We start from the raw sequence: 21802 nt of genomic DNA on the forward strand, positions 1-21802 counted from the left end.
GTTCACTTTTTCCATGGACGGTTTTGAGCATTTGTTCAATTCTTGGCATGATACTCCGGTTGATTGGCATAGATATTGCTGATGCTCAAGCAAATGGAAATATAACGGTTGTTATATTTCCAATTTTAATAAAAAAGGTTGATATATATGAGTGCAGCAGAAATTGTTAATTGGGTAAATGGCATTATCTGGAGCCCCGCGCTAATCTATTTATGTTTAGGTGCAGGTTTATTTTTCTCTATTCTTACGCGTTTTGTCCAAGTACGACAGCTTAAGGAGATGGGAAGGCTATTAATTAAAGGAACATCCTCTTCACAGGGTATTTCATCATTTCAGGCGTTATCCGTTTCACTTTCTGGTCGTGTTGGTGTAGGTAACATTGCTGGGGTTGCCGCAGCGATTGGTTTTGGTGGTCCGGGTGCTGTATTTTGGATGTGGGTGGTTGCATTTTTAGGTGCAAGTACCGCTTATGTCGAATCGACTTTAGGTCAAATTTATAAAGTTGAATATCAAGGACAGTATCGTGGTGGTCCCGCTTTTTATTTTGATAAAGGTCTAGGGCAGCGCTGGTTAGGTATTCTATTTGCGATTGCTGCAATTATTTCCTGTGGTTTGTTCTTGCCGGGCATTCAAGCGAATGCAGTCGGAAATGCATTTACGCAAATTACAGGTGACGGTGCCATTGTTTTTGGCAATGTCGGTGCTTATAAGTTGTTGGCACTTGTTATCATTGTCACGTTATTATCGGTCATTATTTTCGGTGGTATTAAGCGTATCGCTCGATTTGCTCAGTTTGTTGTACCATTTATGGCACTGGGCTACATTATCATGGCGCTGGTGATCATTTTTATGAACATTCAGGAACTTCCGGGTGTGGTTAAAATGATTTTTGCTGATGCTTTTTCACCAATGGCGGGTATCGGTGCTGCGATTGGTTGGGGAGTAAAACGTGGTGTTTACTCAAATGAAGCAGGTCAAGGTACAGGCCCTCATGCAGCAGCAGCGGCTGAAGTTCAACATCCAGCACAGCAAGGTTTAGTACAGTCTTTCTCTGTCTATGTTGATACTTTATTTGTTTGTTCAGCGACCGCGTTCATGATCTTGATTACGGGGATGTATAACGTTCAAGGTACTTTAGAAGCAGGTCAATTTATTGTGCAAAATGTCGGTGCTTCTGTTGAAATTGGTTCACCAGCATTCACTCAAATGGCTGTAAGTACGGTCTTTGGTGGTTTTGGTCAAATCTTTGTCGCACTCGCAGTTTTCTTCTTTGCTTTCACGACAATTATTGCCTACTACTATATTGCTGAAACCAATATTACTTATCTCAGCTATATCACCAAAACACCTTCATTAATGTTCCTGACTAAATGCTTCATTCTTTCAGCCGTTATTTATGGTGTGATTAGTGCGACGGGTTATATTTGGGGGATCGGTGATATCGGTGTTGGTCTAATGGCATGGATTAATATCATTGGTATTATCATGACCTATTTCATTTGGAAACCAACCATCAAGGCACTCAACGATTACGAGCAACAACAAAAAGCAGGCGTGACGAAGTTTACTTTTGATCCAGTCAAACTCGGAATCCGTAATGCAACATTCTGGGAAGATCGTTTGAAGAAAGAAAAAGAACAAGAACAAAAAAAATGATCTAGTTTTCTCTAGTTAAGTATCGCCCAACATAAAAAAACAGCCCTTGTGGCTGTTTTTTTATGTTTAGACTTTAGCCTATCGATTGATCACGCTATACTGCTGCGAATTGTAAAAGTTAGGTGCTCAGATGCGTCCAGTCATTTGTTCTATCAGTGTGTTGTTGAGTTGTGTTGTATTAAGCGCATGTGGTCAGTCGGGTGCATTGCAACTTCCTTCTGATCCAAACCATGATAAGCGTGCAAAATACCTGCTTTATAAAAATGAAGCATCTACAGCCAAAGTATCATCTGATCTAAATAAGGATGAAGTGAAAGCGGAAAGCCAAGCAACATTATCAACGACTGAATCACAACCAACGTCACCTTAAGTTTGTAAACAAGGACATTTTCATGAGTTTCACGCGCATTAATGGAGTATTGCATGCTGAGCAATGTTCATTAGATCAGCTCGCACAGCAATTCGGTACACCTTTATATGTTTATTCAAAAGCGACTTTGGAGAAGCATTATTTGGATATGCATCGTGCTTTTGATTTTATTGATCATCAAATCTGTTTTGCGGTGAAATCAAACTCAAATATCGCTGTTCTGAATGTCTTGGCGAAACTCGGCGCTGGTTTTGATATTGTCACGGGCGGTGAGTTGGCGCGTGTGCTTGCAGCAGGCGGTGAGCCATCAAAAATCGTATTCTCTGGTTTGGGTAAATCTGAAGCAGATATTGAAAAAGCTTTAAATGTCGGTATTGCGTGCTTCAATGTTGAATCTTATGCCGAACTTGATCGGATTCAAAAAGTTGCGGCTAAATTAGGGAAAAAAGCCCCGATTTCTTTGCGTGTCAATCCTGATGTCGATGCTAAAACCCATCCTTATATTTCAACGGGTTTGAAAGAAAATAAGTTTGGTATTCCGAGCGATACCGTAAATGAAACTTATCAATATGCAGCGTCACTTCCGAACTTAGAGATCGTCGGGATTGATTGTCATATCGGTTCTCAATTGACTGAGACCAAGCCTTTTGTGGATGCACTTGATCGTGTGATGTTGATGATCGAGCAGTTGAAAAGCCTAGGTATCACCCTAAAACATATTGATATTGGTGGTGGTTTGGGTGTTTGTTATAAAGATGAAATACCGCCTACTGTTGCAGAATATGCCAATGCACTGCGACCTGCTTTAGAACAGTTAGGTTTAAAAGTATATATGGAGCCGGGTCGTAGTATTTCTGCCAATGCGGGTGCATTACTGACTAAAGTTGATTTACTCAAACCAACCAATCATCGTAATTTCGCCATTATTGATGCGGCAATGAATGATTTAATTCGCCCAGCTTTGTATGAAGCATGGATGGACATTCAGTCCGTAAACCCGAATGCCGATGTTGAAACTAAAACTTGGGATTTAGTTGGTGCCATTTGTGAAACAGGTGATTTTCTAGGTAAAGCGCGTGATTTGGCATTGCAGGAAAATGATGTATTAGCGGTATTAGGTGCTGGCGCATACGGTTTTGTAATGAGCTCAAACTACAATACCCGCGGTCGTGCTGCTGAAGTTATGGTCAATGGTGATCAAGCCTATTTAATTCGTGAACGTGAAACAATAGAATCACTCTGGGAAAGAGAGCATTTGTTACCTGAGGAGTAAATGGGGATGTATTTAGAATTTACCAAAATGCATGGTCTAGGCAATGACTTTATGGTTGTTGACTTGATTACCCAGCGCGCTTATTTAGATACCGTGACGATTCAGCGTTTAGCAGATCGCCATTTTGGTGTGGGTTTTGATCAACTTTTGATTGTTGAACCACCTGATTTTCCAGATGTGGATTTTAAATATCGTATTTTTAATGCGGATGGTTCTGAAGTAGAGCAGTGTGGTAATGGTGTGCGTTGTTTCGCACGATTTGTACATGAACGTCGTTTAACCACGAAAACCAAAATTCGTGTGCAGACCAAAGCGGGTATTGTTGAGCCTGAGCTGGGTGCAAATGGTTTGGTTCGTGTGAATATGGGCTATCCGAAGTTTCTACCACAAGAGATCCCATTTTTAACCGATGCACATGAAGATGCTGAAGGTCTTTATGCACTTGGTTTAGCCAACGATAAAAGTATCAACATTGATGTGGTGAATATGGGCAATCCGCATGCCGTTACCATTGTTCCTGATGTGCTGACTGCTGATGTTGCAGGGATGGGGCCTCAAGTCGAATCTCATGTTCGCTTTCCGCAACGTGTCAATGCTGGGTTTATGCAAATCCTAGATGAAAAACATGTACGTTTACGTGTGTTCGAGCGTGGTGTTGGTGAAACTTTAGCCTGTGGAACAGGGGCGTGTGCAGCAGCGGTGAGTGGTATGCGCCGTGGTCTACTTGCCAGTGAAGTTGAGGTTCAGCTTGCGGGTGGGAAGTTACATATCGCGTGGCGTGAAGGAGATGTGGTTTGGATGACAGGTCCAACCACACATGTCTATGACGCACGGTTAGATTTAAGATATTTTCAAGGTTAACCAAAAAGAGCACCAGATGATGGTGCTTTTTTGTTTTAGGCTCATACAAAGTTGCTTATGAATAAAATTATCTTTTTACCCGGTGCTTCAGGTGATCTGAGCTTTTGGCAGCCTGTCAGTGACTTATTGCCAAGCACTTATACTAAAGAAATTATCGGTTATCCAGGATTTGGCAGTGTTGAAGCGAATCATGACTTAACAAGTTTTGATGAACTGATTGATTATGTCGTTGGTCAAATACAACAAGAATGTATCATCGTTGCTCAATCAATGGGTGGTATTTTTGCTGTGGCTGCGGCATTAACCAAACCTGAACTGGTAAAAGGATTGGTTTTGGTTGCGACATCTGGTGGAATTTCACTGGAACCTTTTGATGTACAAGATTGGAGAGAAGGATATCGTCAGCATTATTTACAATATCCAGATTGGTTTGTGACAACCAATATCAATTTTGAAGCTGAATTGGGTTTAATCAAAAACGACGTATTGTTGTTGTGGGGAGACCAAGATCCTTTGAGTCCACCTACTGTCGGAGAATATCTAAGTCAGTGTTTTTCACATGCTGAATTACATGTCATTCAGGGCGGTGATCACCAGTTTGCGCATACACATGCACAGATTGTTGCTGAGCATATAAATCATTATTTGAACAGCATTTTATAGTTTTAACGTTTGCTGAATGCAAGTTTCAGTGCAAATAGAATAAAAATACTGCCTGTGATTCGATCCATGTAGCGAATAAATTTTGGCTGTTTTAAGTAATGTGATACGGATTGCATGGCAGAAATTAGAAACATAGACCAGATAAATCCGATGAACACATGAATCATGACCAGTCCCATCGTCCATGCAATCGGTGAGGCAGAGTGTGGAATAAATTGAGGGAGAAATGAAATATAAAAAATACCGACTTTGGGATTAAGCAAATTTCCAAAAAATCCTTTGATAAACCAATTTTGATTCGATCCAGAATTCGCTGTACTTGCAAGTTCTGCTCTAGGTTTGAAGATCATATTGAGTCCAAGCCATGCGAGATAAGCGGCACCGATCCATTTTAAAACATCAAAGGCTAGATCGGAGGTCATCAACAAAGCCCCTAAACCACAAGCGACGATTACACCCCAAGCAATACAACCCAAATTAATCCCTAAAGCAGCTTGAAATGCTTTTGCTTTACCTTCGAGTGTTGCTGTACGAATAATCAAGGTCGTATCAAGACCCGGAGTAATGGTGAGTAATGTAATAGCGATCAGATAAGGGATTAGAATTGTTGTCATTATGCTAAGCTTAAAATCTAAAACTTGAAATTTATTGTATTACAACCCTGAACAAGAGCAAAGCACTGCTTTGATCGCAGCGCAAGGCGAAGTTCGAGGACAGGGACATTTTACTTGCGGAACGTTGTTCCTCATACTACGTTATCTTGCGAAACAGTGTTTCTCATCATTTAAAATGACTAAATTTCGAAAAACATGCCTTGTACCATCTAAAAAATCTTGCGCCAAAAATGGCTCATGTCGCAATGAGAGCTATAGCTCGTAAGGTGAAATGTCAACAGACCCTAATACATCAGCATAAAAAAATTGTTAGACTGTAGGCGTGATGAATTCAATAACATGGAGAGCTATTTGGAAACCCCTGCAAAACTGCTTTCTATGTGGCTAAAAGAACGGATGATTCAAAATCAGTCAGAGCATACCATTACGGCTTATCGGCGTGATTTAACCGATTTTTTTCAATTTTGTGAATATAAACAACTCCAGTTGCAAGATGTTGAGGCTTCTGACCTAAGACAGTATTTGGCTGAGCGAGTTGAACGAGATCAACTTGGTGCAAGTAGTTTGCAACGGCATTTGACTTCAATTCGCCAATTTATGAAATGGGCGGAACAGGGGCAATATTTAGCACAAAATCCAGCAGAAGATTTTAAATTAAAACGCCAATCTCGACCTTTACCTGGTCTGATTGATATTGAAACTGTCAATCAAATCTTAGACCAAACAGCGCCTGAAAAACCGATTGATCAACAATTGTGGTTGCGGGATAAAGCAATATTGGAACTGCTCTATTCTAGTGGTTTGCGTTTGGCTGAGTTGCAAGGCTTGACCATTAAAGATATTGATTTCAATCGACAGTTACTAAGAATTACAGGTAAAGGTAATAAAACACGTATTGTTCCTTTTGGGGCTAAAGCTAAGGAAAGTTTGATTGAATGGCTTAAAGTCTATCGGATTTGGGCGGGGCAATTTACTGCAGATTCAGCGGTATTTATTACCCAGCGAGGTCAAATATTAAAACCACGGCAAATTGAAAACAGAGTAAAGCTGCAAGCGCAAAGAGCTGGAGTCGATGTCGATTTACATCCGCATTTATTAAGACATTGTTTTGCCAGCCATATGCTTTCCGCCAGTGGGGATTTACGTTCAGTACAAGAGATGTTAGGGCATAGTAATCTTTCAACCACCCAAATCTATACGCATGTGGACTTTGATCAACTCGCAAAAGTATATGACCAAGCCCACCCAAGAGCGCAGAAAAATGAGTATTAAACAACAATTTTCATTATCTCTAGATGATGATGCATTTATACAATGTAGCACTTGGATTGAAACGATCTTGCAGGAATACAAGACTGTTATTCAGTTAGATTATCAGGGTTATCTCAATCATTGTAAGCGTGTTGCAGCATGTTGTTTGACCTTATGCCAAGATAACGGAAGCGAGACAATTTATAAAATAGCGATCGCTGCTGCTTTTCACGATATTGGTATTTGGACTGCGAAAACCATTGATTATCTCTCCCCATCAGTAGAACAAATGCATCAATACCTTGTTGCAAATGATTTGTTAGATTGGGAAAAAGAAATCGGCTTGATGATTACCGAACATCATAAGTTAACCAAAACAGAATCTTCCGAATATCCACTGGTTGAATATTTTAGACAGGCCGATTATGCAGATTTTTCATTAGGTTTATTACGTTCAAATATTCCAATGCGCGAGTTTAAAAAATTAACCAAACAGTTTCCAAACTCTGGGTTTCACAAGACTTTGATTTGTTTGGGTATGAAGCGTTTATTGCAAAAACCGTGGAGCCCGTTACCGATGTTTAAATGGTAATTTGATTTGTTAACACCAAGCAATTAGGCTGAAGCGATATATTATGTTGCAAAATTGAGTGTTTAATAGCCGACTATTTTCAACTTTGTCATGAAAATTTGTTTAATTGGTATTCTTACTTTATTGCCAAGTTTTTGCAAAATAGATGCAATCGCTAAACTCACTGGCTATGATCGCTTGCGGATCGTGTTTATTCGATAAAATATATCGATTCGAGGTCGTTGAATTTATAAATTATAAGAAAAATCAAAGTGTAATATTAATGTTAATCAAACCCCAGCTTTATATGCTGAATAGGTGTTTTAAATTTGTGAACTGGGCATTTCATCTTTTTTCTGGTCGTAGCGGAAATTGTGACTTGACCAAAATGCCAAATACATTGCAAGATAGGGCACCTAAAAAGTTTCGATCGAAGAGTTAGAATGCTCTTTACTACATTTACTTGTTTAGAACAGCCGAGGATTACATGAAGGCTCTTGTTGCTGTAAAACGTGTGGTTGATGCCAACGTTAAAGTTCGTGTTAAACCGGACAATAGTGGGGTTGACCTTACCAACGTTAAGATGTCAATTAACCCATTCTGTGAAATCGCAGTGGAAGAAGCGGTTCGCTTAAAAGAAAAAGGAACGGTTTCAGAAATCGTTGTTGTTTCAGTGGGTTCTAAAGACGCTCAAGAACAAATTCGTTCTGCAATGGCTTTAGGTGCTGACCGCGGTATTTTAGTTGAAACTGCTGATGAAGTCGGCGCTTTAGAAGTTGCTAAAATCTTAAAAGGCGTTGTTGATGCTGAAAAACCAGAACTTATCCTTCTAGGTAAACAAGCGATTGATGATGACTCTAACCAAGTAGGTCAAATGCTTGGCGCTTTACTTGGTGCTGGTCAAGGTACTTTCGCATCTGAAGTTAAAGTTGATGGTGGAAAGGTTCAAGTAACGCGTGAAATCGACGGTGGTTTACAAACTGTTGAGCTTGGTCTTCCTGCAATCATCACAACTGACTTGCGTTTGAATGAGCCACGTTATGCTGCGCTTCCAAACATTATGAAAGCTCGTAAAAAGCCGCTTGATGTTAAATCACCTGCTGATTATGGCGTTTCAACTGGTACTAAGCTTAAAACAATTAAAGTTGAAGCACCTGCTGAACGTAAAGCTGGCGTGCAAGTGAAGTCTGTAGACGAGCTTGTAGAAAAATTGAAAAATGAAGCGAAAGTGATCTAATACAGAAGGATAAAATCATGAGTATTTTAGTTATCGCTGATCACAACAACCAGACACTTAACGGTGCAACTTTAAACGTTGTTGCGGCAGCTCAAAAAATCGGTGGTGATATTACTGTATTAGTAGCAGGTTCAGGCGCTCAAGCTGCTGCTGATGCTGCTGCTAAAGTTGCTGGTGTGAGCAAAGTATTGCTTGCTGACAATGCTGCTTATGCAAACCAATTGGCTGAAAACGTTGCTGGCTTAGTTGCTGACATCGCGAAAGGCGGTTACAAATACGTACTTGCTGCTTCTACTACGACGGGTAAAAACTTACTCCCACGTGTTGCTGCACTTCTTGATGTAAGCATGATCACAGATATCATTGCTGTTGATTCTGCAAATACATTCAAGCGCCCAATCTATGCGGGTAATGCAATCGCAACTGTTCAATCTGATGAAGCAATCATCGTTGGTACAGTTCGTGGTACTGCATTTGATGCGGTTGCTGCTGAAGGCGGTTCTGCTGCTGTTGAAACAGTTGCGGAAGCAAATGATGCGGGTATTTCTAAGTTCGTAAACGAAGAAATCGTGAAACTTGATCGTCCAGAATTAACTGCTGCACGTATCGTAGTTTCTGGTGGTCGTGGTGTTGGTTCTGGTGAGAACTACCACAAAGTACTTGATCCATTGGCTGACAAACTTGGCGCTGCTCAAGGTGCGTCTCGTGCTGCGGTTGATGCTGGTTTCGTACCAAACGACTTCCAAGTAGGTCAAACTGGTAAAATCGTTGCGCCTGATCTTTATATGGCAATCGGTATTTCAGGTGCGATTCAGCATTTGGCGGGTATGAAAGACTCTAAAGTTATTGTTGCGATCAACAAAGACGAAGAAGCGCCAATCAACAGCGTTGCTGACTACTGGTTAGTGGGTGACTTGAACACTGTTGTACCTGAATTGGTATCTAAACTTTAATTCTTTTTTGAATTAAGGTAAAAAAGCGCTCTTGCGCAAGCAGTTAAAGCGATGCTTTACTGCTTTGCTCAGGAGCGTTTTTTATTAGAAGTGAGGTTAAGTGTACTTGTTGGTACACTTTTGCTAAAATATACACTTTGATCCATTTTGGATATTTTTTCTCCCATGAAGTTTGATTTACGTTTTAATTACACGACCGTGGCTTTACTGACACTGTTGTTGGTGATCTTGTTTTTGACAAATGTTGATTCACATTTCTTAATGACTTGGAAAGTTCATCTGATCGAAGATGCGCAAGCCTTGGTGTTATTGGCATGTGTGGCATTTACGTGGTTCTATATGAAGCCGAAACACTTAACAGAATCAAAAAAACTATTTTGGCTTTGGGCGATTGCATGGTGGTTTATGTTTTTTGGCCGTAGTATTAGCTGGGGACGTGATTATTTTCCTGATATTCCACATCTTTATTTTCGAATCATTTCTATTTTTGTGATTGCACCTGTTGTGCTCATGCCTTTTCTTTCAAAGTTGCGTGAAGAAATTAAATATAAATTCAATTCTGTTCCATTCCCATTCTGGTACTTGTTGATTGCGTGTGTCTCTTTATTTTTTGCTGATAGCGTTGAGCACCATCGATTTATTGATACATGGTTGTTGAGTAACACCATTCAGCCTGATGTGGTAGAGGAGCTGTATGAGGTACCCTTTATTTTAGCATTATTCTGTGCAGCCTTTTATTTTATGCAGTGGGACAAAATAATCGTCAATGAAACATCAATGATTCATGTAGAACAGATCGAAGTAAAGTGATTGTTCTGGTGCGGCATTGGTGAGCGGCAGTTGTTAAAATCGGGGTGTTTTATTGCCATAAACTTGATATTGAGAATCTGAGTGACGCGGTCGCTTGGATTCGATGCCAAATATAATAAAAACATTAGTGCGAATTTCTAATTTTTCTGGGGCGAATATGTGCAGTATCACCAATTTTATAATATTAAATGCGATACCAATACAAAATAAATCGGTGATCTTTTGTTCAAAAAAAAAGTAGATTGCGCTTTATCTGACAGTTAATCACTTAGTGTTTTTAACTTGTTAATTCTAATGATTTTTTTATTGTAAAAAAATGCTATTTTCAGATCTCTAAACTCCCAGTTAGCTTGTGCTTTATGCTATAATTTTTCGCTGTATTTTTTTATTTTTAGCTCAAGTTTTTGGGCTAAATTTTGCAAGATTGAAGACATAAAAACAGGTAGATCCATCTACTTGTAAACAAGGAGTATGCATGAGCGTATCGGAAATCAGACCGATTGCCATTGAGGACGAACTCAAGCATTCATATCTAGATTACGCGATGAGCGTAATTGTATCTCGTGCATTACCAGATGTAAGAGACGGTCTTAAACCTGTTCATCGTCGTGTGTTGTTTGCAATGCATGAATTGGGCAATGATTATAACAAATCATACAAAAAGTCTGCTCGTGTTGTCGGGGACGTGATCGGTAAATATCACCCCCACGGTGACAGTGCTGTATACGAAACAATTGTTCGTATGGCACAGGACTTTAGCTTGCGTTACATGTTGGTTGATGGTCAAGGTAACTTCGGTTCAGTTGATGGGGATAGCGCGGCAGCAATGCGTTATACCGAAGTTCGTATGCAGAAGTTGACCCATGAAATTTTGGCTGATTTAGAAAAAGATACGGTCGACTGGGAAGACAACTACGACGGCTCTGAGCGTATTCCTCAAGTCATGCCAACGCGTATTCCAAATCTTCTGATCAATGGAACCACGGGTATTGCGGTGGGTATGGCGACCAATATGGCGCCACACAACATGACTGAAGTGGTCAATGCTTGTTTGGCCTATGCAAATAATCCAAATATCTCTGTAGAAGGATTGATGGAGCATATTACTGGTCCAGATTTCCCTACAGGCGGTATTATTTACGGTAAAGCAGGCATCGTTGATGCTTATCGTACGGGTAAAGGTCGTTTACATATTCGTGGTAAATATCACTTCGAAGAAGATCAAAAATCAGGTCGAACGACGATTGTCTTTACTGAAATTCCTTATCAAGTCAATAAAGCAAGAACGATTGAACGTATTGCTGAGTTGGTTAAAGAGAAGAAATTAGAAGGTATTTCTGAGCTTCGTGACGAGTCTGATAAAGATGGTATGCGTATCGCGATTGATTTGAAGCGCGGTGAAAATGCAGAAATTGTTGTAAATAATTTATTTCTGCATACCCAGCTTCAAAACTCGTTCAGCATCAATATGGTTTGTCTAGATAATGGTCAACCAAAATTGATGAACCTAAAACAGATTATTGCGGCGTTTATTCGTCACCGTCAAGAAGTGGTGACTCGTCGTACCATGTTCGAATTGCGTAAAGCACGTGAGCGCGGGCATATCTTAGAAGGTTTAGCGGTTGCATTAGCAAATATCGATAAGATTATCGAAACCATTAAAACTTCTGCAAACCCAGCCGAAGCGCGTGAGCGTTTACAAACCGGTGAGTGGGCAGGTGGTGGTGTCATTGCTTTATTGGAAAAAGCTGGCGCAATTTCTGTTCGTCCAGATGAGATTGAGGGTGAAGATCCTGCTCGTCCATTTGGTTTGTCTGGTGAGATTTATCGTTTATCACCAACACAAGTTTCTGCAATTTTAGAGTTACGCCTACATCGCTTAACGGGTTTAGAGCAAGACAAGCTACATGCAGAATATACTGAAATCTTAGGGCAAATTGCTGAATTAACAGCAATTCTCAATGACTTCAACTTGTTGATGAATTTGATTCGTGAAGAGCTTGCTTTAATCATCCAACAGTATGGTGATGCACGCCGCACAGAGATTATTGAGTCTGGTGTTGATTTCTGCCGTGAAGATTTGATTCCAGAAGAACAAGTTGTTCTTACTGTTTCTCAAACAGGCTATGCGAAAACTCAACCACTTTCTGATTATCAAGCACAGCGTCGTGGTGGTCGTGGTAAGTCTGCGACGTCAATGAAAGATGATGACATCATTCAACATTTAATTGTTGCTTCAAACCATGCCACGGTATTGTGTTTCACCAACGTTGGTAAAGTTTATCGCTTAAGAGTGTTTGAAGTACCTCAGGCATCGCGTGGTGCTAAAGGTCGTCCAATTGTGAATTTGCTGCCACTTGATGCAAATGAAACAGTAACTGCAATTTTGCCACTCAAAGATTTCCCTGAAAATCATTATGTCTTTATGGCAACAGCATCGGGTACGGTAAAACGTGTCGAGCTAGTACAGTTTAGCAATGTCCGTTCAAATGGTTTACGTGCCATTGAACTCAATGAAGAAGATACCTTAATCGGTGTTGCAATCACTGATGGCAAGCAGCAAATCATGTTGTTCTCGAATGAAGGTAAAGCAATTCGTTTTGCTGAAACCGATGTTCGTGCGATGGGTCGTACTGCGAAAGGTGTCCGTGGTATGCGCGTCAGCTTTGCAAGTAGTGTGCTGGAAGTCGAAGAGACAGACATCATTGAAAATGATGAATCAGATGATGGCGATGATGTAGCTGAATTAAACGTCATCAGTCGTATTGTGTCGCTTGTGGTTGTTCCAGAAACAGGTGAAGTGCTCTGTGCGTGTGCCAATGGTTATGGTAAGCGTACCCCAGTGGGTGATTTCCCAACCAAGAAACGTGGTGGTAAGGGTGTAATCGCGATCAAAACTTCTGATCGTAATGGCGAGCTAGTAGGTGCTGTTTCGATTGATGAGAGCAAAGAGCTGATGTTGATTTCTGATGGTGGTACTTTAGTTCGTACTCGTGCATCAGAGGTTGCTACTACAGGTCGAAATGCACAAGGTGTTCGTTTAATTCGCTTAAGCGAAGCTGAAACATTGGTTGGTGTTGTTTCGATTGAAGCTGTTGAAGTGGACGATGATGAAGTGTTGGATGTTTTAGAAGACGCTGTAAATACTTCTCCTGATACCACGACTTCTGACGAAATCTCATCTGAATCTAAAGATGATGCGATTGAAGAATAATTAATCTCTTAACAGAAAAACCCAAAGTTATCTTTGGGTTTTTTTATGGGTGTTACTTTAAAAAGAAATGCAGCTACTGAGCTTCCTTATTGATGGGTTTCATAATGACTAAGCGATAGTAGGAAAGCGTCAATAGGACTGCACTTACAGTAGCCAAATAAATTAACTTTGGCGCGACAATCGCTGTTGGTACACCCATTTGATTAAGTTGTACAAACATTTGTACCCCATGAGTAGATGGTAGTATCCATGCGAGTGCTTGCATCCATTCAGGCATAGCAGCGTGTGGCCAAGCTGCACCTGTTAGTAAAAACAGGGGAATGGACGTCACTACGACTAAATGCCCGACACGTTCAGGCATATCCACAAGCGAACCAAGTAACAGACCAAGACCAATGACACAGCTCACATAGATCGGTACAGCGAGGAGCATTCCCCAGAAGTTTCCACCATGTGGGTATTCATAGAGCCAAAAGGTAAAACCATATAAATAGAGGCTTCCTAAGCCGCTAATCGTAAAGATGGTCGCAAAAATGGCCCAGAATTCGGTAGGTTGCGCTGACCAGCCTTGTTCACGATAACTGGCGATGAGCATTGCTAAGCCGAGCAAAATGGTTTGATGAATAATTAGACTGGCAACTGCAGGAAAGATATAGCTGCCATAACCCGATAAGGTGTTAAACAGCGGGATTTCGTGAATCGGCATTTCGATTTCAAACTGTGAAGCATCACCAAATTTCTCCATATAATCTTTCAGTGCATATTCGATAGAGGTGGCAAGACCTGTACCTGCTTCTTTGGTTTGCAGAAAATACGCAGTACTGAGATAGAGTCCGATACCACCCATTTCGCCACGCATGAGACTTTGACTTAGATTTTCAGGTAGTAATAGAATGGCTTCAGCCTTTTGATTTTTGACCATTTGCTCCGCTTCAAGAAAATCACTCGTGACCGCTTGAATATGGATATGTGGGCTGTTTGCAGTTTGACTAATAATTTTAGAGGTTAAAACACTTTGTTCTTCATCGACAATGACGATCGGAATATGTTCCGCAACCTGTGCTTTGTAGGCAGTCGGGTAGAAAAAGCTGTACATGATGATTGAGACAATCAGTGTGGTAAACACTGAATTGTTTTTCACAATATTTTTAAAAGTCTGCTTGTAATAGAAGAAAAATGACTTCATGAGTGAATCTCCTGAACATTTTTCTTTAATAAGCGAAGACTTAACGCAGTAAATAGCACCGCAAAAACAAGTAAAATTACGAATGGTGCAATTGAAACCACGATATCACTTCCGATAACCCATTGTTCAGTTTGTAACTTAGCATATGGCGTAAATGGAATAATCATTGACCAGAACTGAGTAAATATCGGTGCGTTATTTAAAGGAAGCGTCACGCCAGCAAAACTCATCGATGACCCCCCGTACAATGCAATAAAACCAAAGGTTTTAGGCAGGTCTTTTGTCGCTAAAATAACGCTGCTGCTAATCATGGCATAGGCAAAGTAAAACACAAATTGAGCGATCAACAGAAAGCTGAGTGACCCTGCGATAAAATAGCCTTTGATCTGCGTTAGCCAGAACATCCAGCACCATGTCCAAAAACAGAAAATGAAGACATAGAGTAGAATCTTGGCAAAGAATCGAGACACGATATGCGTTGAACCCATCCATTCCGCAAAGGTATGTCGTTTAAATTCCTGCCCGATGGCAAATGCAATGCAACAACACAATAATAAATGCAGTACCGCAGGCACGATAAAGGGTTCTAAAAATAGCTCATAGCTCATGCTCGGGTTATACAGCATAGAAACTTTGACATGCGGTGTTGGAAACTCAGCATAGGGAATCTTGTTAGCTAAATAGCTATTACCTAAGTAATCACCAATTGCATTTAAGGTACTACTTTGCATCGCAGAGGCAATAGTATTGCCAATACTAAAAAAAGATTGGTTATAGGCGATGCTGATTTGAGCATTTTTTGCCTGTACCAGTCGTTGTTCAGCGCCTTCTGGAATAAAAACAAAACCCCAAACTTGAGTATTATTAATCATCCGTTCAACTTCATCTTGGCTGGCGCTGATGGTCTTCACTTTCAGACTGGGATTAATACTCAGGTTATGGATGATTTTTTGGCTTAACTGGCTTTGATCTTGATCAATAATGGCGATTGGTAAATGTTCAGCTTTGCCGGCGGAAAGCATGCTGACAAAAAAGACAATCACCAGTAGCGGCATAATAATAGCCATAAAAGCATCTACTTTATGGCGTTTTAAATAACGCAGCTCCCGAAGCATGACAGCAAACATCGGTTACTTTGCCTCTTTAATTTTAAATAGTACGCTCATTCCAACTTTGAGATCAGGAATGGATTGTTCTGGTACTAAATGAAATTTAAAGCTACGGATATCATAACCGCCTGTTTGACGTGTGGTTTTAATGGTGGCAAAGTCACCTTCAACATCAATGTTTTTCACTTTAAAAGTGACGTTCTGATCGAGGGCAGGAATAAAGCCTTCAAGTGTTTTGCTTTTATAAACACTGTTATACATGTCTTCACGAACATTTAAACTCACCCACAATTCATGATCTTCAATGATGCTAACCACAGGTACACCCATTGCGACCAATTCTGTTGGTTTGCCATAGGTTTTGGAAACAGTACCGTCAATTGGCGAGTAGAGTTTGGTTTCTTCGGTCAGTGCATTGGCTTCTTTCACTGCTGCTTGTGCCATGGCAACTTGTGCATCGGCTGTTGATTTTTGTTGCTCAGTACTGCCTCGTTTCGCACGAGCATACTGTTGATAAGAGGCTTCCGCAGTTTCACGAGCCGAAATTTGAGTTGCTAACATTTCATCCCGACGTTGACGAGAAATAACGCCTTGTTGGAATAGCGTTTCTCCACGTTTATAAGTGGTTGCCGCTAAATCTGCTTGCGTTTTCATCGCTTGCCAATTGGCATATAGGGTTTCGATATTTTCCTGTTGGGCGCCGCGATAGACAGTGGAATGAAAGGCTGTCGCACTTTGCAATGCTGCTTGCGCTTGCTCTCTCTTGGCTTCTAATTCAGGGCTAACAAAACGAATTAATGGTTGTCCTTTTTTTATGATTTGTCCTTCAGACACATAAAACTCTTCAATACGACTCGGCACTTTAGTGCTGATATGCACGGTTTCTGCTTCTACACGACCTTGTAATTCAATGGTTTTGGGTTGATAAGCTTTCCACAGACCAAACGCGATGATACCTAGAATTAAGATCAAGATAATTAAGCCAATGATTTTGGCTTTAGATTTTTGAGGCGGCTCAGTCGGCGAGTTTGGTGGATTAGATGTAACTGCATTATCAGCAGAGTCTACTTGTTCTGTCGTAGAGCTTGGTTCATTTACGCTTTTTGGTGTTTCGGCTTCGGTCGCTTTTTCCACGTCATTCGTATCGCGTTCTGAATTGGATGGGGATTGATTCTGGCTCATAAGATTCTCCAATTAACGGATATAGTCAGTACGTGGTTGGTTCACATAAAGCTTGAATTCATCAATTGAACCGTAGCTTTGTAATAAAGTCGCTAAAGATAAAATGTATTTGTAAGCGTTCACTGCCATTTCACTTCTTAACCCGCTTAATGCGTTTTGAGCATCAATGACTTGGGTTGCTGTGCCCATGCCTTCTTTAAAAGAGAGCTGTTGAATACGTAGGTTCTCTTGTGCAGCTTTGGTGTTCTGAGTGAGTAATTGATGGCTGGTCTGGGACGCATTTAATTCGCTATAAGATTTATATAAAACATTTTCAATTTCTTGCTTGGTTCGTTCGGTCATGAGTTCGGCTGCATAACGTTTTAATTCGGCGGCATGCACATTTTTATTTTTATCTACTCCTGAAAATAAATTGTATTTTGCCATAACACCGACGATCCAGTTTTCTTTGTCATCTAGACCATATTCACCAAAAGCAAAAAGGCTGGGTCTTTTGGCTGCTTGTTGGATTCTTACATTTTCATTGGCGAGTTGAGTATCCATCTGCAACTTTTTGACCAAGCTCGAATTTTGGTCATAGCTGGCAAGCAATTTATCCAGAGAATGGTTTTCTGCGGTATTTACAAAGAGGGGGGTGCTGAGATTTAAGCCTTCTTTAGTCTGTAATAAATTTTGAAGACTAAACTGACTGGCACGCAAATTCGACTGTGCATTTTGATAAGTACGTTCAGCATTATTGCGTGCTACTTCAAATTGCATGCGTTGCCCTTTATTAATAAAGCCTTGCTGCTCCAATTTCAGGGCATTGTTATAGTGTTCTTGCATGGCATTCAAATTAAACAGACTCGCGTTGAGCAATTGCTGTTGTAATTGCACATTGAAATAAGATTGAATCATTTCAAAACGCTGTGAATCTTGTTGTTGTTTCACACTTATATTTGAGCGCTGTGCCTGAATATTGGCAATTTGTTTGGCACTATTGATTTTCCCACCTGTGTAAAGTGGCATGACCATCGAGACTGAGGTGCGGACATCATGATCTTTAATGGTGACATCTAGATTATTTGGAACTTTATTGAGACCATCGTTTACGGTTTGATCGAAACCTTGACTGACTTGATCAATCGCTTCGGGCGAAAGTACATTTTCCCACTGTGATAATTTGTCATCAAAACCACGTGTCAGGGAGTTTTCGAGTCTGCGTTTACTTGACTCTAACGGTACGCTGGTTTCACTATGAAAAGAGTAAGCACGTGCATTTAAATCAATGCGTGGAAGACCTAAATGTTTGACTGCTTCCATTTCAAGTTGTGAGGCTTGTTGCAAAGCTTGTTGTGCTTGTGAAGCATAAGCATTTTCGACAACATATTGTTCGGCTTGGTTATAACTCAACGTCTGGGCAAATAGCGAAGTCGAGAATAGAGCACAGCTAATCAAGTGAATACTCAAGCTCAGTTGTTTAGGCAGCCGTTTGACCTTAAAACTTGGTCGATCATGTCGTTTCAACATTATGGTATGTCGCAATTTAATATTATCCTGAGTTAGTCTAAATTGTTTTTATAAAATTTAAATATTATGTTTTTAATTAAATAGTTATATCGCTCCGATTGGTGTATTCAATTTGTAAAAAATAGAGTTTTTAGTCTAGTGAAAACAAGATAAATCTCGTTTTTGAAGCTTATAAATATGCATTCAAATGATGATTAAAATAAATTTAAAAGGATAAACATGATTGAAAAATTAATAAGATTTAGATGATTAGATTGAAATATTTACTCGATAAGCTGCTGCAAGCTGCGTCAATCTGTGCTTAAATTCCTATCTCAATTTGTTCCACTTTGACAAAGGAAAATTCATGCGTGCTTATAATTTCTGCGCTGGTCCTGCTGCATTACCCACTGCCGTTTTAGAAAAAGCTCAACAAGAGATGTTGGATTGGCAAGGTAAAGGTTTGTCGATCATGGAAATGAGTCATCGTAGCAATGACTATGTTGCTGTAGCAGAAAAAGCTGAAGCTGATTTGCGAAAGCTCATGAACATTCCAGAGAACTATAAAGTTTTGTTCTTACAAGGTGGTGCATCCTTACAGTTTTCAGCGATTCCACTAAACTTGTTAGGAAAAAATAATAAGGCTGACTATATTCATACTGGGATTTGGTCTGAAAAAGCATTAAAAGAAGCGAAGCGTTATGGCGACATCAATGTTGTTGAGGCTGGTACTTTAATTGATGGTAAACATGCAATCACTGAGCAAAGTACTTGGAATCTTTCTCAAGATGCTGCCTATGTGCATTATGCGGATAACGAAACCATTGGTGGTTTACAATTTGCAGGTATTCCTGAAGTAAATGCACCTTTAGTTTGTGATTATTCATCAAGTATTTTGTCTGCACCATTAGATGTAAGCAAATTCGGTTTAATTTATGCAGGCGCACAAAAGAATATCGGGCCAGCGGGTTTAACGATTGTGATTGTTCGTGATGATTTACTTGATCAAGCAAAAGCGGATATTCCAAGTATTTTAAAGTATGCAGACCAAGCTAAAAATGGCTCAATGGTCAATACACCAGCAACCTATGCGTGGTATTTATCGGGTCTCGTCTTTGAGTGGTTACTTGAGCAGGGCGGTGTGGACGCAATGTATAAAGTTAACCAAGAGAAAGCCAATTTACTCTATGGTTATATTGATTCTAGTGATTTTTATAACAACCCAATTGCACTGCCAAATCGTTCAATGATGAATGTGCCATTTACACTGGCGGATGAAGCACTGGAAAAGACTTTCTTAAAAGAAGCAGAGCAAAGTCATTTGCTTAACTTGGCCGGGCATCGTTCAGTAGGTGGCATGCGCGCCAGTATTTATAATGCTGTTCCGTTAGAAGGCGTTCAAGCATTGGTGAACTTTATGGATGAGTTTGCCAAACGTCATGGTTAGTTTATAGCAACCAGACAAATAAAAAGCCCTCAAATCAAAATGAGGGCTTTTATTTATAAATAGGGTAATGGTTAAAAAATTAGAACAAGCCAATTTGATGAAAAATAAGTGCTGCTAAAAACATACCAAGTAAAAAAAAGCAATAAGCACCAACATCAAGTTTAAGACCTTGATCACTCGAATGAATAAGACTGGTGGTCGTTTGTTCCGGTATAATTTTCATTAGAACGCCTAAAAATGCCCTTTATGTGATTTTTTGTCACTTTAAAGCAGTTTTAGCATAAATATAAGTATGAATAAAGATCAATTTAACTTTATTACATACCATTTCACAAAAAACCTATATTCATCAATTACAGGCTTGTTTATCCATTAACAACCATTTCATAATACAACACTCTATTTCATGCCATTTGTGTACATATCCGTGTACATATTGGTGATATACGATTTTTGAATCGTTTTCGTGTACATATTAATACTAGAGTTTGAAATGGCATTATCTGAAGCTTGGCTTAAAGCAAATAATGGAAAAGAACGAGATGCTATTGAGGTTGTAGCAGATCGTGACTCTATGAGCGTTAGAATATCACCAAAGGGAAAGATTGTCTTCCAGTTGCGCTACAGGTTCAACAACAAGCAAGAGCGTGTTGATCTGGGCACATATCCACACATGAGTCTCAAAGATGCGCGTCTTGAAGCAACAAGACTTAGAAGCCTTCTCGATCAAAACAAAAATCCAAAATTAGAATTATTGGTCGAAAAAGAAAAGAATATAAATCCAGTGACTTTTAATGAAGTCTTTTTAATGTGGTATGAATCATATTGCTCAAAGAATAAAAAAGAGCATGTTGATATAAAGAGAATGTTTGAGAATCATCTATTCGATAAACTTGGTAATCTCCCAATTGATCGAATAGATATAACAGACTGGCTGAGGATATTTGAAGAATTGGCGGGGCGCATACCTGGTACTGCAAAAAACTTATTATCTAATACTAAGCAGATGTTGAAGTGGGCTGCAAAACGCAAATATGTTCAAACTAATGTGCTTGCTGATATTTACCCTAAAGCGGATTTAAATATTGTTTCTAAGCCGACTAAGCGCGTATTAACTGATGAAGAAATTATAGTTTTCTATGAATGCTTAAAATGGTCACGACTGACTGAGAAGAATAAAATATTTCTTGAGCTGTGCTTAATCTATGCATGTCGAAATGGTGAGCTTCGCAGAGCTGAAAAGAAACACTTTGATTTTAAGCGTAGGATATGGATAGTGCCGCCAACAAACCACAAAACAGGATATAAGAACGATAAGACACTGATTAGACCAATATTGCCATATATGGAAGTTTTGATAAAAGAAGCCATGGAGCTAAGCGGAGGTAAGTATTTATTCAGTAACGGTAATAATGAATCTGAATATTTAACGGATGGTGCGTCTACCGCTTTGCCTAATAGCGTGATTGGCTGGGTCAAACGATTTAAAAAAGAAACTATGGAGCACTGGTCGCTTCACGATCTACGCCGAACCGCACGAACTAACTTTAGTTCATTCTCAAAAAACAGGGATATTCACGAAATTATGTTGGGTCATGTTTTGCCGAACAATCAAGAAGTTTACGACTTGCATAGTTATGTTCTTGAGCAAACAGAAGTCTATGAAAAATGGATTGAGAAATTGATAATTCTAAAAGGTTAAAGCGGTCATGCGACCGCTTTCTTGACTGTACATTTTTTTACCCATTTATCTACATCCGATTGCAAATAGCGCTTTGGAGCACCACCAACAGATGGAAATACAGGGGCAGGGAAAGGCACGCCCCATTGAGTCTTTATTTCCCAACGCCAAAGTGTGACCTTGGTAATACCAAACATTTCACACACTTTGTCAGAAGTAATATATTTAGCCATCAC

20 protein-coding genes are annotated in these 21802 nt (G+C 39.8%); 13 read left to right on the forward strand and 7 right to left on the reverse strand.

From position 1 onward, the window contains the following. The first annotated feature begins 147 nt into the window (after positions 1 to 147). The 5 genes from MMO38_RS06445 (at position 148) to MMO38_RS06465 (ending at position 4823) form a co-directional block, all read left to right on the forward strand. Entirely contained in the window at positions 148 to 1656 is a 1509-nt protein-coding gene (locus MMO38_RS06445; protein WP_241322974.1) for an alanine/glycine:cation symporter family protein, read from the forward strand. 130 nt (positions 1657 to 1786) lie between these two features. After that, positions 1787 to 2026: a lipoprotein gene (locus MMO38_RS06450; RefSeq protein ID WP_241322975.1), complete on the forward strand. Its 240-nt coding sequence runs from the start codon at positions 1787 to 1789 to the stop codon at positions 2024 to 2026. 22 nt (positions 2027 to 2048) lie between these two features. Then, a complete protein-coding gene (gene lysA, locus MMO38_RS06455) occupies positions 2049 to 3299 on the forward strand; it encodes a diaminopimelate decarboxylase (protein ID WP_004668965.1) in 1251 nt (416 codons plus the stop codon). A gap of 6 nt (positions 3300 to 3305) precedes the next feature. Continuing rightward, complete coding sequence (dapF, locus tag MMO38_RS06460; RefSeq protein ID WP_241322976.1) at positions 3306 to 4160, forward strand: diaminopimelate epimerase; 855 nt, start codon at positions 3306 to 3308, stop codon at positions 4158 to 4160. Between the two features lie 57 nt (positions 4161 to 4217). After that, positions 4218 to 4823, forward strand: a complete 606-nt coding sequence (locus MMO38_RS06465) for an alpha/beta hydrolase (RefSeq protein WP_241322977.1) — start codon at positions 4218 to 4220, stop codon at positions 4821 to 4823. 2 nt (positions 4824 to 4825) lie between these two features. Here the strand turns inward: MMO38_RS06465 and MMO38_RS06470 are convergent, their stop codons facing one another. Next, the gene (locus MMO38_RS06470; RefSeq protein ID WP_241322978.1) at positions 4826 to 5437 is read right to left on the reverse strand and encodes a LysE family translocator; all 612 of its coding nucleotides are present in this window, start codon (positions 5435 to 5437) and stop codon (positions 4826 to 4828) included. 378 nt (positions 5438 to 5815) lie between these two features. Here MMO38_RS06470 and xerA point away from each other — a divergent pair, with 378 nt between their 5' ends. The 6 genes from xerA (at position 5816) to gyrA (ending at position 13473) form a co-directional block, all read left to right on the forward strand. Beyond that, positions 5816 to 6709 carry a site-specific tyrosine recombinase/integron integrase gene (gene xerA / locus MMO38_RS06475; protein ID WP_241323080.1) on the forward strand — a complete coding sequence of 298 codons (894 nt, stop codon included), beginning with the start codon at positions 5816 to 5818 and terminating at the stop codon, positions 6707 to 6709. Further along, positions 6699 to 7280 carry an HD domain-containing protein gene (locus MMO38_RS06480; protein WP_241322979.1) on the forward strand — a complete coding sequence of 194 codons (582 nt, stop codon included), beginning with the start codon at positions 6699 to 6701 and terminating at the stop codon, positions 7278 to 7280. Before xerA ends, MMO38_RS06480 begins: the two co-directional genes overlap by 11 nt. Positions 7281 to 7746: 466 nt before the next feature. Continuing rightward, entirely contained in the window at positions 7747 to 8496 is a 750-nt protein-coding gene (locus MMO38_RS06485; RefSeq protein WP_004668959.1) for an electron transfer flavoprotein subunit beta/FixA family protein, read from the forward strand. 17 nt (positions 8497 to 8513) lie between these two features. Further along, a complete protein-coding gene (locus MMO38_RS06490) occupies positions 8514 to 9449 on the forward strand; it encodes an FAD-binding protein (RefSeq protein ID WP_004668958.1) in 936 nt (311 codons plus the stop codon). A gap of 165 nt (positions 9450 to 9614) precedes the next feature. Next, on the forward strand, positions 9615 to 10259 hold the full coding sequence (locus MMO38_RS06495; RefSeq protein WP_241322980.1) for a hypothetical protein: 645 nt from the start codon (positions 9615 to 9617) through the stop codon (positions 10257 to 10259). 475 nt (positions 10260 to 10734) lie between these two features. Next, the gene (gene gyrA / locus MMO38_RS06500) at positions 10735 to 13473 is read left to right on the forward strand and encodes a DNA gyrase subunit A (protein WP_241322981.1); all 2739 of its coding nucleotides are present in this window, start codon (positions 10735 to 10737) and stop codon (positions 13471 to 13473) included. Between the two features lie 73 nt (positions 13474 to 13546). Here the strand turns inward: gyrA and MMO38_RS06505 are convergent, their stop codons facing one another. Genes MMO38_RS06505 through MMO38_RS06520 form a run of 4 tightly spaced genes read right to left on the reverse strand, consistent with a single transcriptional unit; the run spans position 13547 to position 18459 of the window. Then, entirely contained in the window at positions 13547 to 14659 is a 1113-nt protein-coding gene (locus MMO38_RS06505) for an ABC transporter permease (protein ID WP_241322982.1), read from the reverse strand. After that, complete coding sequence (locus MMO38_RS06510; protein ID WP_241322983.1) at positions 14656 to 15786, reverse strand: ABC transporter permease; 1131 nt, start codon at positions 15784 to 15786, stop codon at positions 14656 to 14658. The genes MMO38_RS06505 and MMO38_RS06510 overlap by 4 nt, the downstream gene beginning before the upstream one ends. 3 nt (positions 15787 to 15789) lie before the next feature. Continuing rightward, entirely contained in the window at positions 15790 to 16950 is a 1161-nt protein-coding gene (locus MMO38_RS06515) for an efflux RND transporter periplasmic adaptor subunit (RefSeq protein ID WP_241322984.1), read from the reverse strand. 12 nt (positions 16951 to 16962) lie between these two features. Continuing rightward, positions 16963 to 18459: a TolC family protein gene (locus MMO38_RS06520; RefSeq protein ID WP_034595382.1), complete on the reverse strand. Its 1497-nt coding sequence runs from the start codon at positions 18457 to 18459 to the stop codon at positions 16963 to 16965. A 346-nt stretch (positions 18460 to 18805) separates the two neighbouring features. Between MMO38_RS06520 and serC the strand changes: the two genes are divergently transcribed. Then, positions 18806 to 19885 carry a 3-phosphoserine/phosphohydroxythreonine transaminase gene (gene serC, locus MMO38_RS06525; RefSeq protein ID WP_241322985.1) on the forward strand — a complete coding sequence of 360 codons (1080 nt, stop codon included), beginning with the start codon at positions 18806 to 18808 and terminating at the stop codon, positions 19883 to 19885. Positions 19886 to 19964: 79 nt separating this feature from the next. On the opposite strand, the gene MMO38_RS06530 is transcribed toward serC, so the two are convergent. Continuing rightward, a complete protein-coding gene (locus MMO38_RS06530) occupies positions 19965 to 20108 on the reverse strand; it encodes a hypothetical protein (RefSeq protein WP_004668950.1) in 144 nt (47 codons plus the stop codon). 270 nt (positions 20109 to 20378) lie between these two features. Between MMO38_RS06530 and MMO38_RS06535 the strand changes: the two genes are divergently transcribed. After that, the gene (locus tag MMO38_RS06535; RefSeq protein ID WP_241322986.1) at positions 20379 to 21587 is read left to right on the forward strand and encodes an integrase family protein; all 1209 of its coding nucleotides are present in this window, start codon (positions 20379 to 20381) and stop codon (positions 21585 to 21587) included. A gap of 5 nt (positions 21588 to 21592) precedes the next feature. On the opposite strand, the gene MMO38_RS06540 is transcribed toward MMO38_RS06535, so the two are convergent. After that, a complete protein-coding gene (locus MMO38_RS06540; RefSeq protein ID WP_241322987.1) occupies positions 21593 to 21799 on the reverse strand; it encodes a hypothetical protein in 207 nt (68 codons plus the stop codon). Between the last annotated feature and the right edge of the window lie 3 nt (positions 21800 to 21802).

The organism is Acinetobacter sp. NIPH 1852, assembly GCF_022549455.1.
Classification (GTDB): domain Bacteria; phylum Pseudomonadota; class Gammaproteobacteria; order Pseudomonadales; family Moraxellaceae; genus Acinetobacter.

Bases quoted from the DNA above. Each gene is read 5' to 3' on its own strand.
- MMO38_RS06445 (WP_241322974.1), top strand. From the start codon at position 148: ATGAGTGCAGCAGAAATTGTTAATTGGGTAAATGGCATTATCTGGAGC.
- MMO38_RS06450 (WP_241322975.1), top strand. From the start codon at position 1,787: ATGCGTCCAGTCATTTGTTCTATCAGTGTGTTGTTGAGTTGTGTTGTA.
- lysA (WP_004668965.1), top strand. From the start codon at position 2,049: ATGAGTTTCACGCGCATTAATGGAGTATTGCATGCTGAGCAATGTTCA.
- dapF (WP_241322976.1), top strand. From the start codon at position 3,306: ATGTATTTAGAATTTACCAAAATGCATGGTCTAGGCAATGACTTTATG.
- MMO38_RS06465 (WP_241322977.1), top strand. From the start codon at position 4,218: ATGAATAAAATTATCTTTTTACCCGGTGCTTCAGGTGATCTGAGCTTT.
- MMO38_RS06470 (WP_241322978.1), bottom strand. From the start codon at position 5,437: ATGACAACAATTCTAATCCCTTATCTGATCGCTATTACATTACTCACC.
- xerA (WP_241323080.1), top strand. From the start codon at position 5,816: ATGTGGCTAAAAGAACGGATGATTCAAAATCAGTCAGAGCATACCATT.
- MMO38_RS06480 (WP_241322979.1), top strand. From the start codon at position 6,699: ATGAGTATTAAACAACAATTTTCATTATCTCTAGATGATGATGCATTT.
- MMO38_RS06485 (WP_004668959.1), top strand. From the start codon at position 7,747: ATGAAGGCTCTTGTTGCTGTAAAACGTGTGGTTGATGCCAACGTTAAA.
- MMO38_RS06490 (WP_004668958.1), top strand. From the start codon at position 8,514: ATGAGTATTTTAGTTATCGCTGATCACAACAACCAGACACTTAACGGT.
- MMO38_RS06495 (WP_241322980.1), top strand. From the start codon at position 9,615: ATGAAGTTTGATTTACGTTTTAATTACACGACCGTGGCTTTACTGACA.
- gyrA (WP_241322981.1), top strand. From the start codon at position 10,735: ATGAGCGTATCGGAAATCAGACCGATTGCCATTGAGGACGAACTCAAG.
- MMO38_RS06505 (WP_241322982.1), bottom strand. From the start codon at position 14,659: ATGAAGTCATTTTTCTTCTATTACAAGCAGACTTTTAAAAATATTGTG.
- MMO38_RS06510 (WP_241322983.1), bottom strand. From the start codon at position 15,786: ATGTTTGCTGTCATGCTTCGGGAGCTGCGTTATTTAAAACGCCATAAA.
- MMO38_RS06515 (WP_241322984.1), bottom strand. From the start codon at position 16,950: ATGAGCCAGAATCAATCCCCATCCAATTCAGAACGCGATACGAATGAC.
- MMO38_RS06520 (WP_034595382.1), bottom strand. From the start codon at position 18,459: ATGTTGAAACGACATGATCGACCAAGTTTTAAGGTCAAACGGCTGCCT.
- serC (WP_241322985.1), top strand. From the start codon at position 18,806: ATGCGTGCTTATAATTTCTGCGCTGGTCCTGCTGCATTACCCACTGCC.
- MMO38_RS06530 (WP_004668950.1), bottom strand. From the start codon at position 20,108: ATGAAAATTATACCGGAACAAACGACCACCAGTCTTATTCATTCGAGT.
- MMO38_RS06535 (WP_241322986.1), top strand. From the start codon at position 20,379: ATGGCATTATCTGAAGCTTGGCTTAAAGCAAATAATGGAAAAGAACGA.
- MMO38_RS06540 (WP_241322987.1), bottom strand. From the start codon at position 21,799: ATGGCTAAATATATTACTTCTGACAAAGTGTGTGAAATGTTTGGTATT.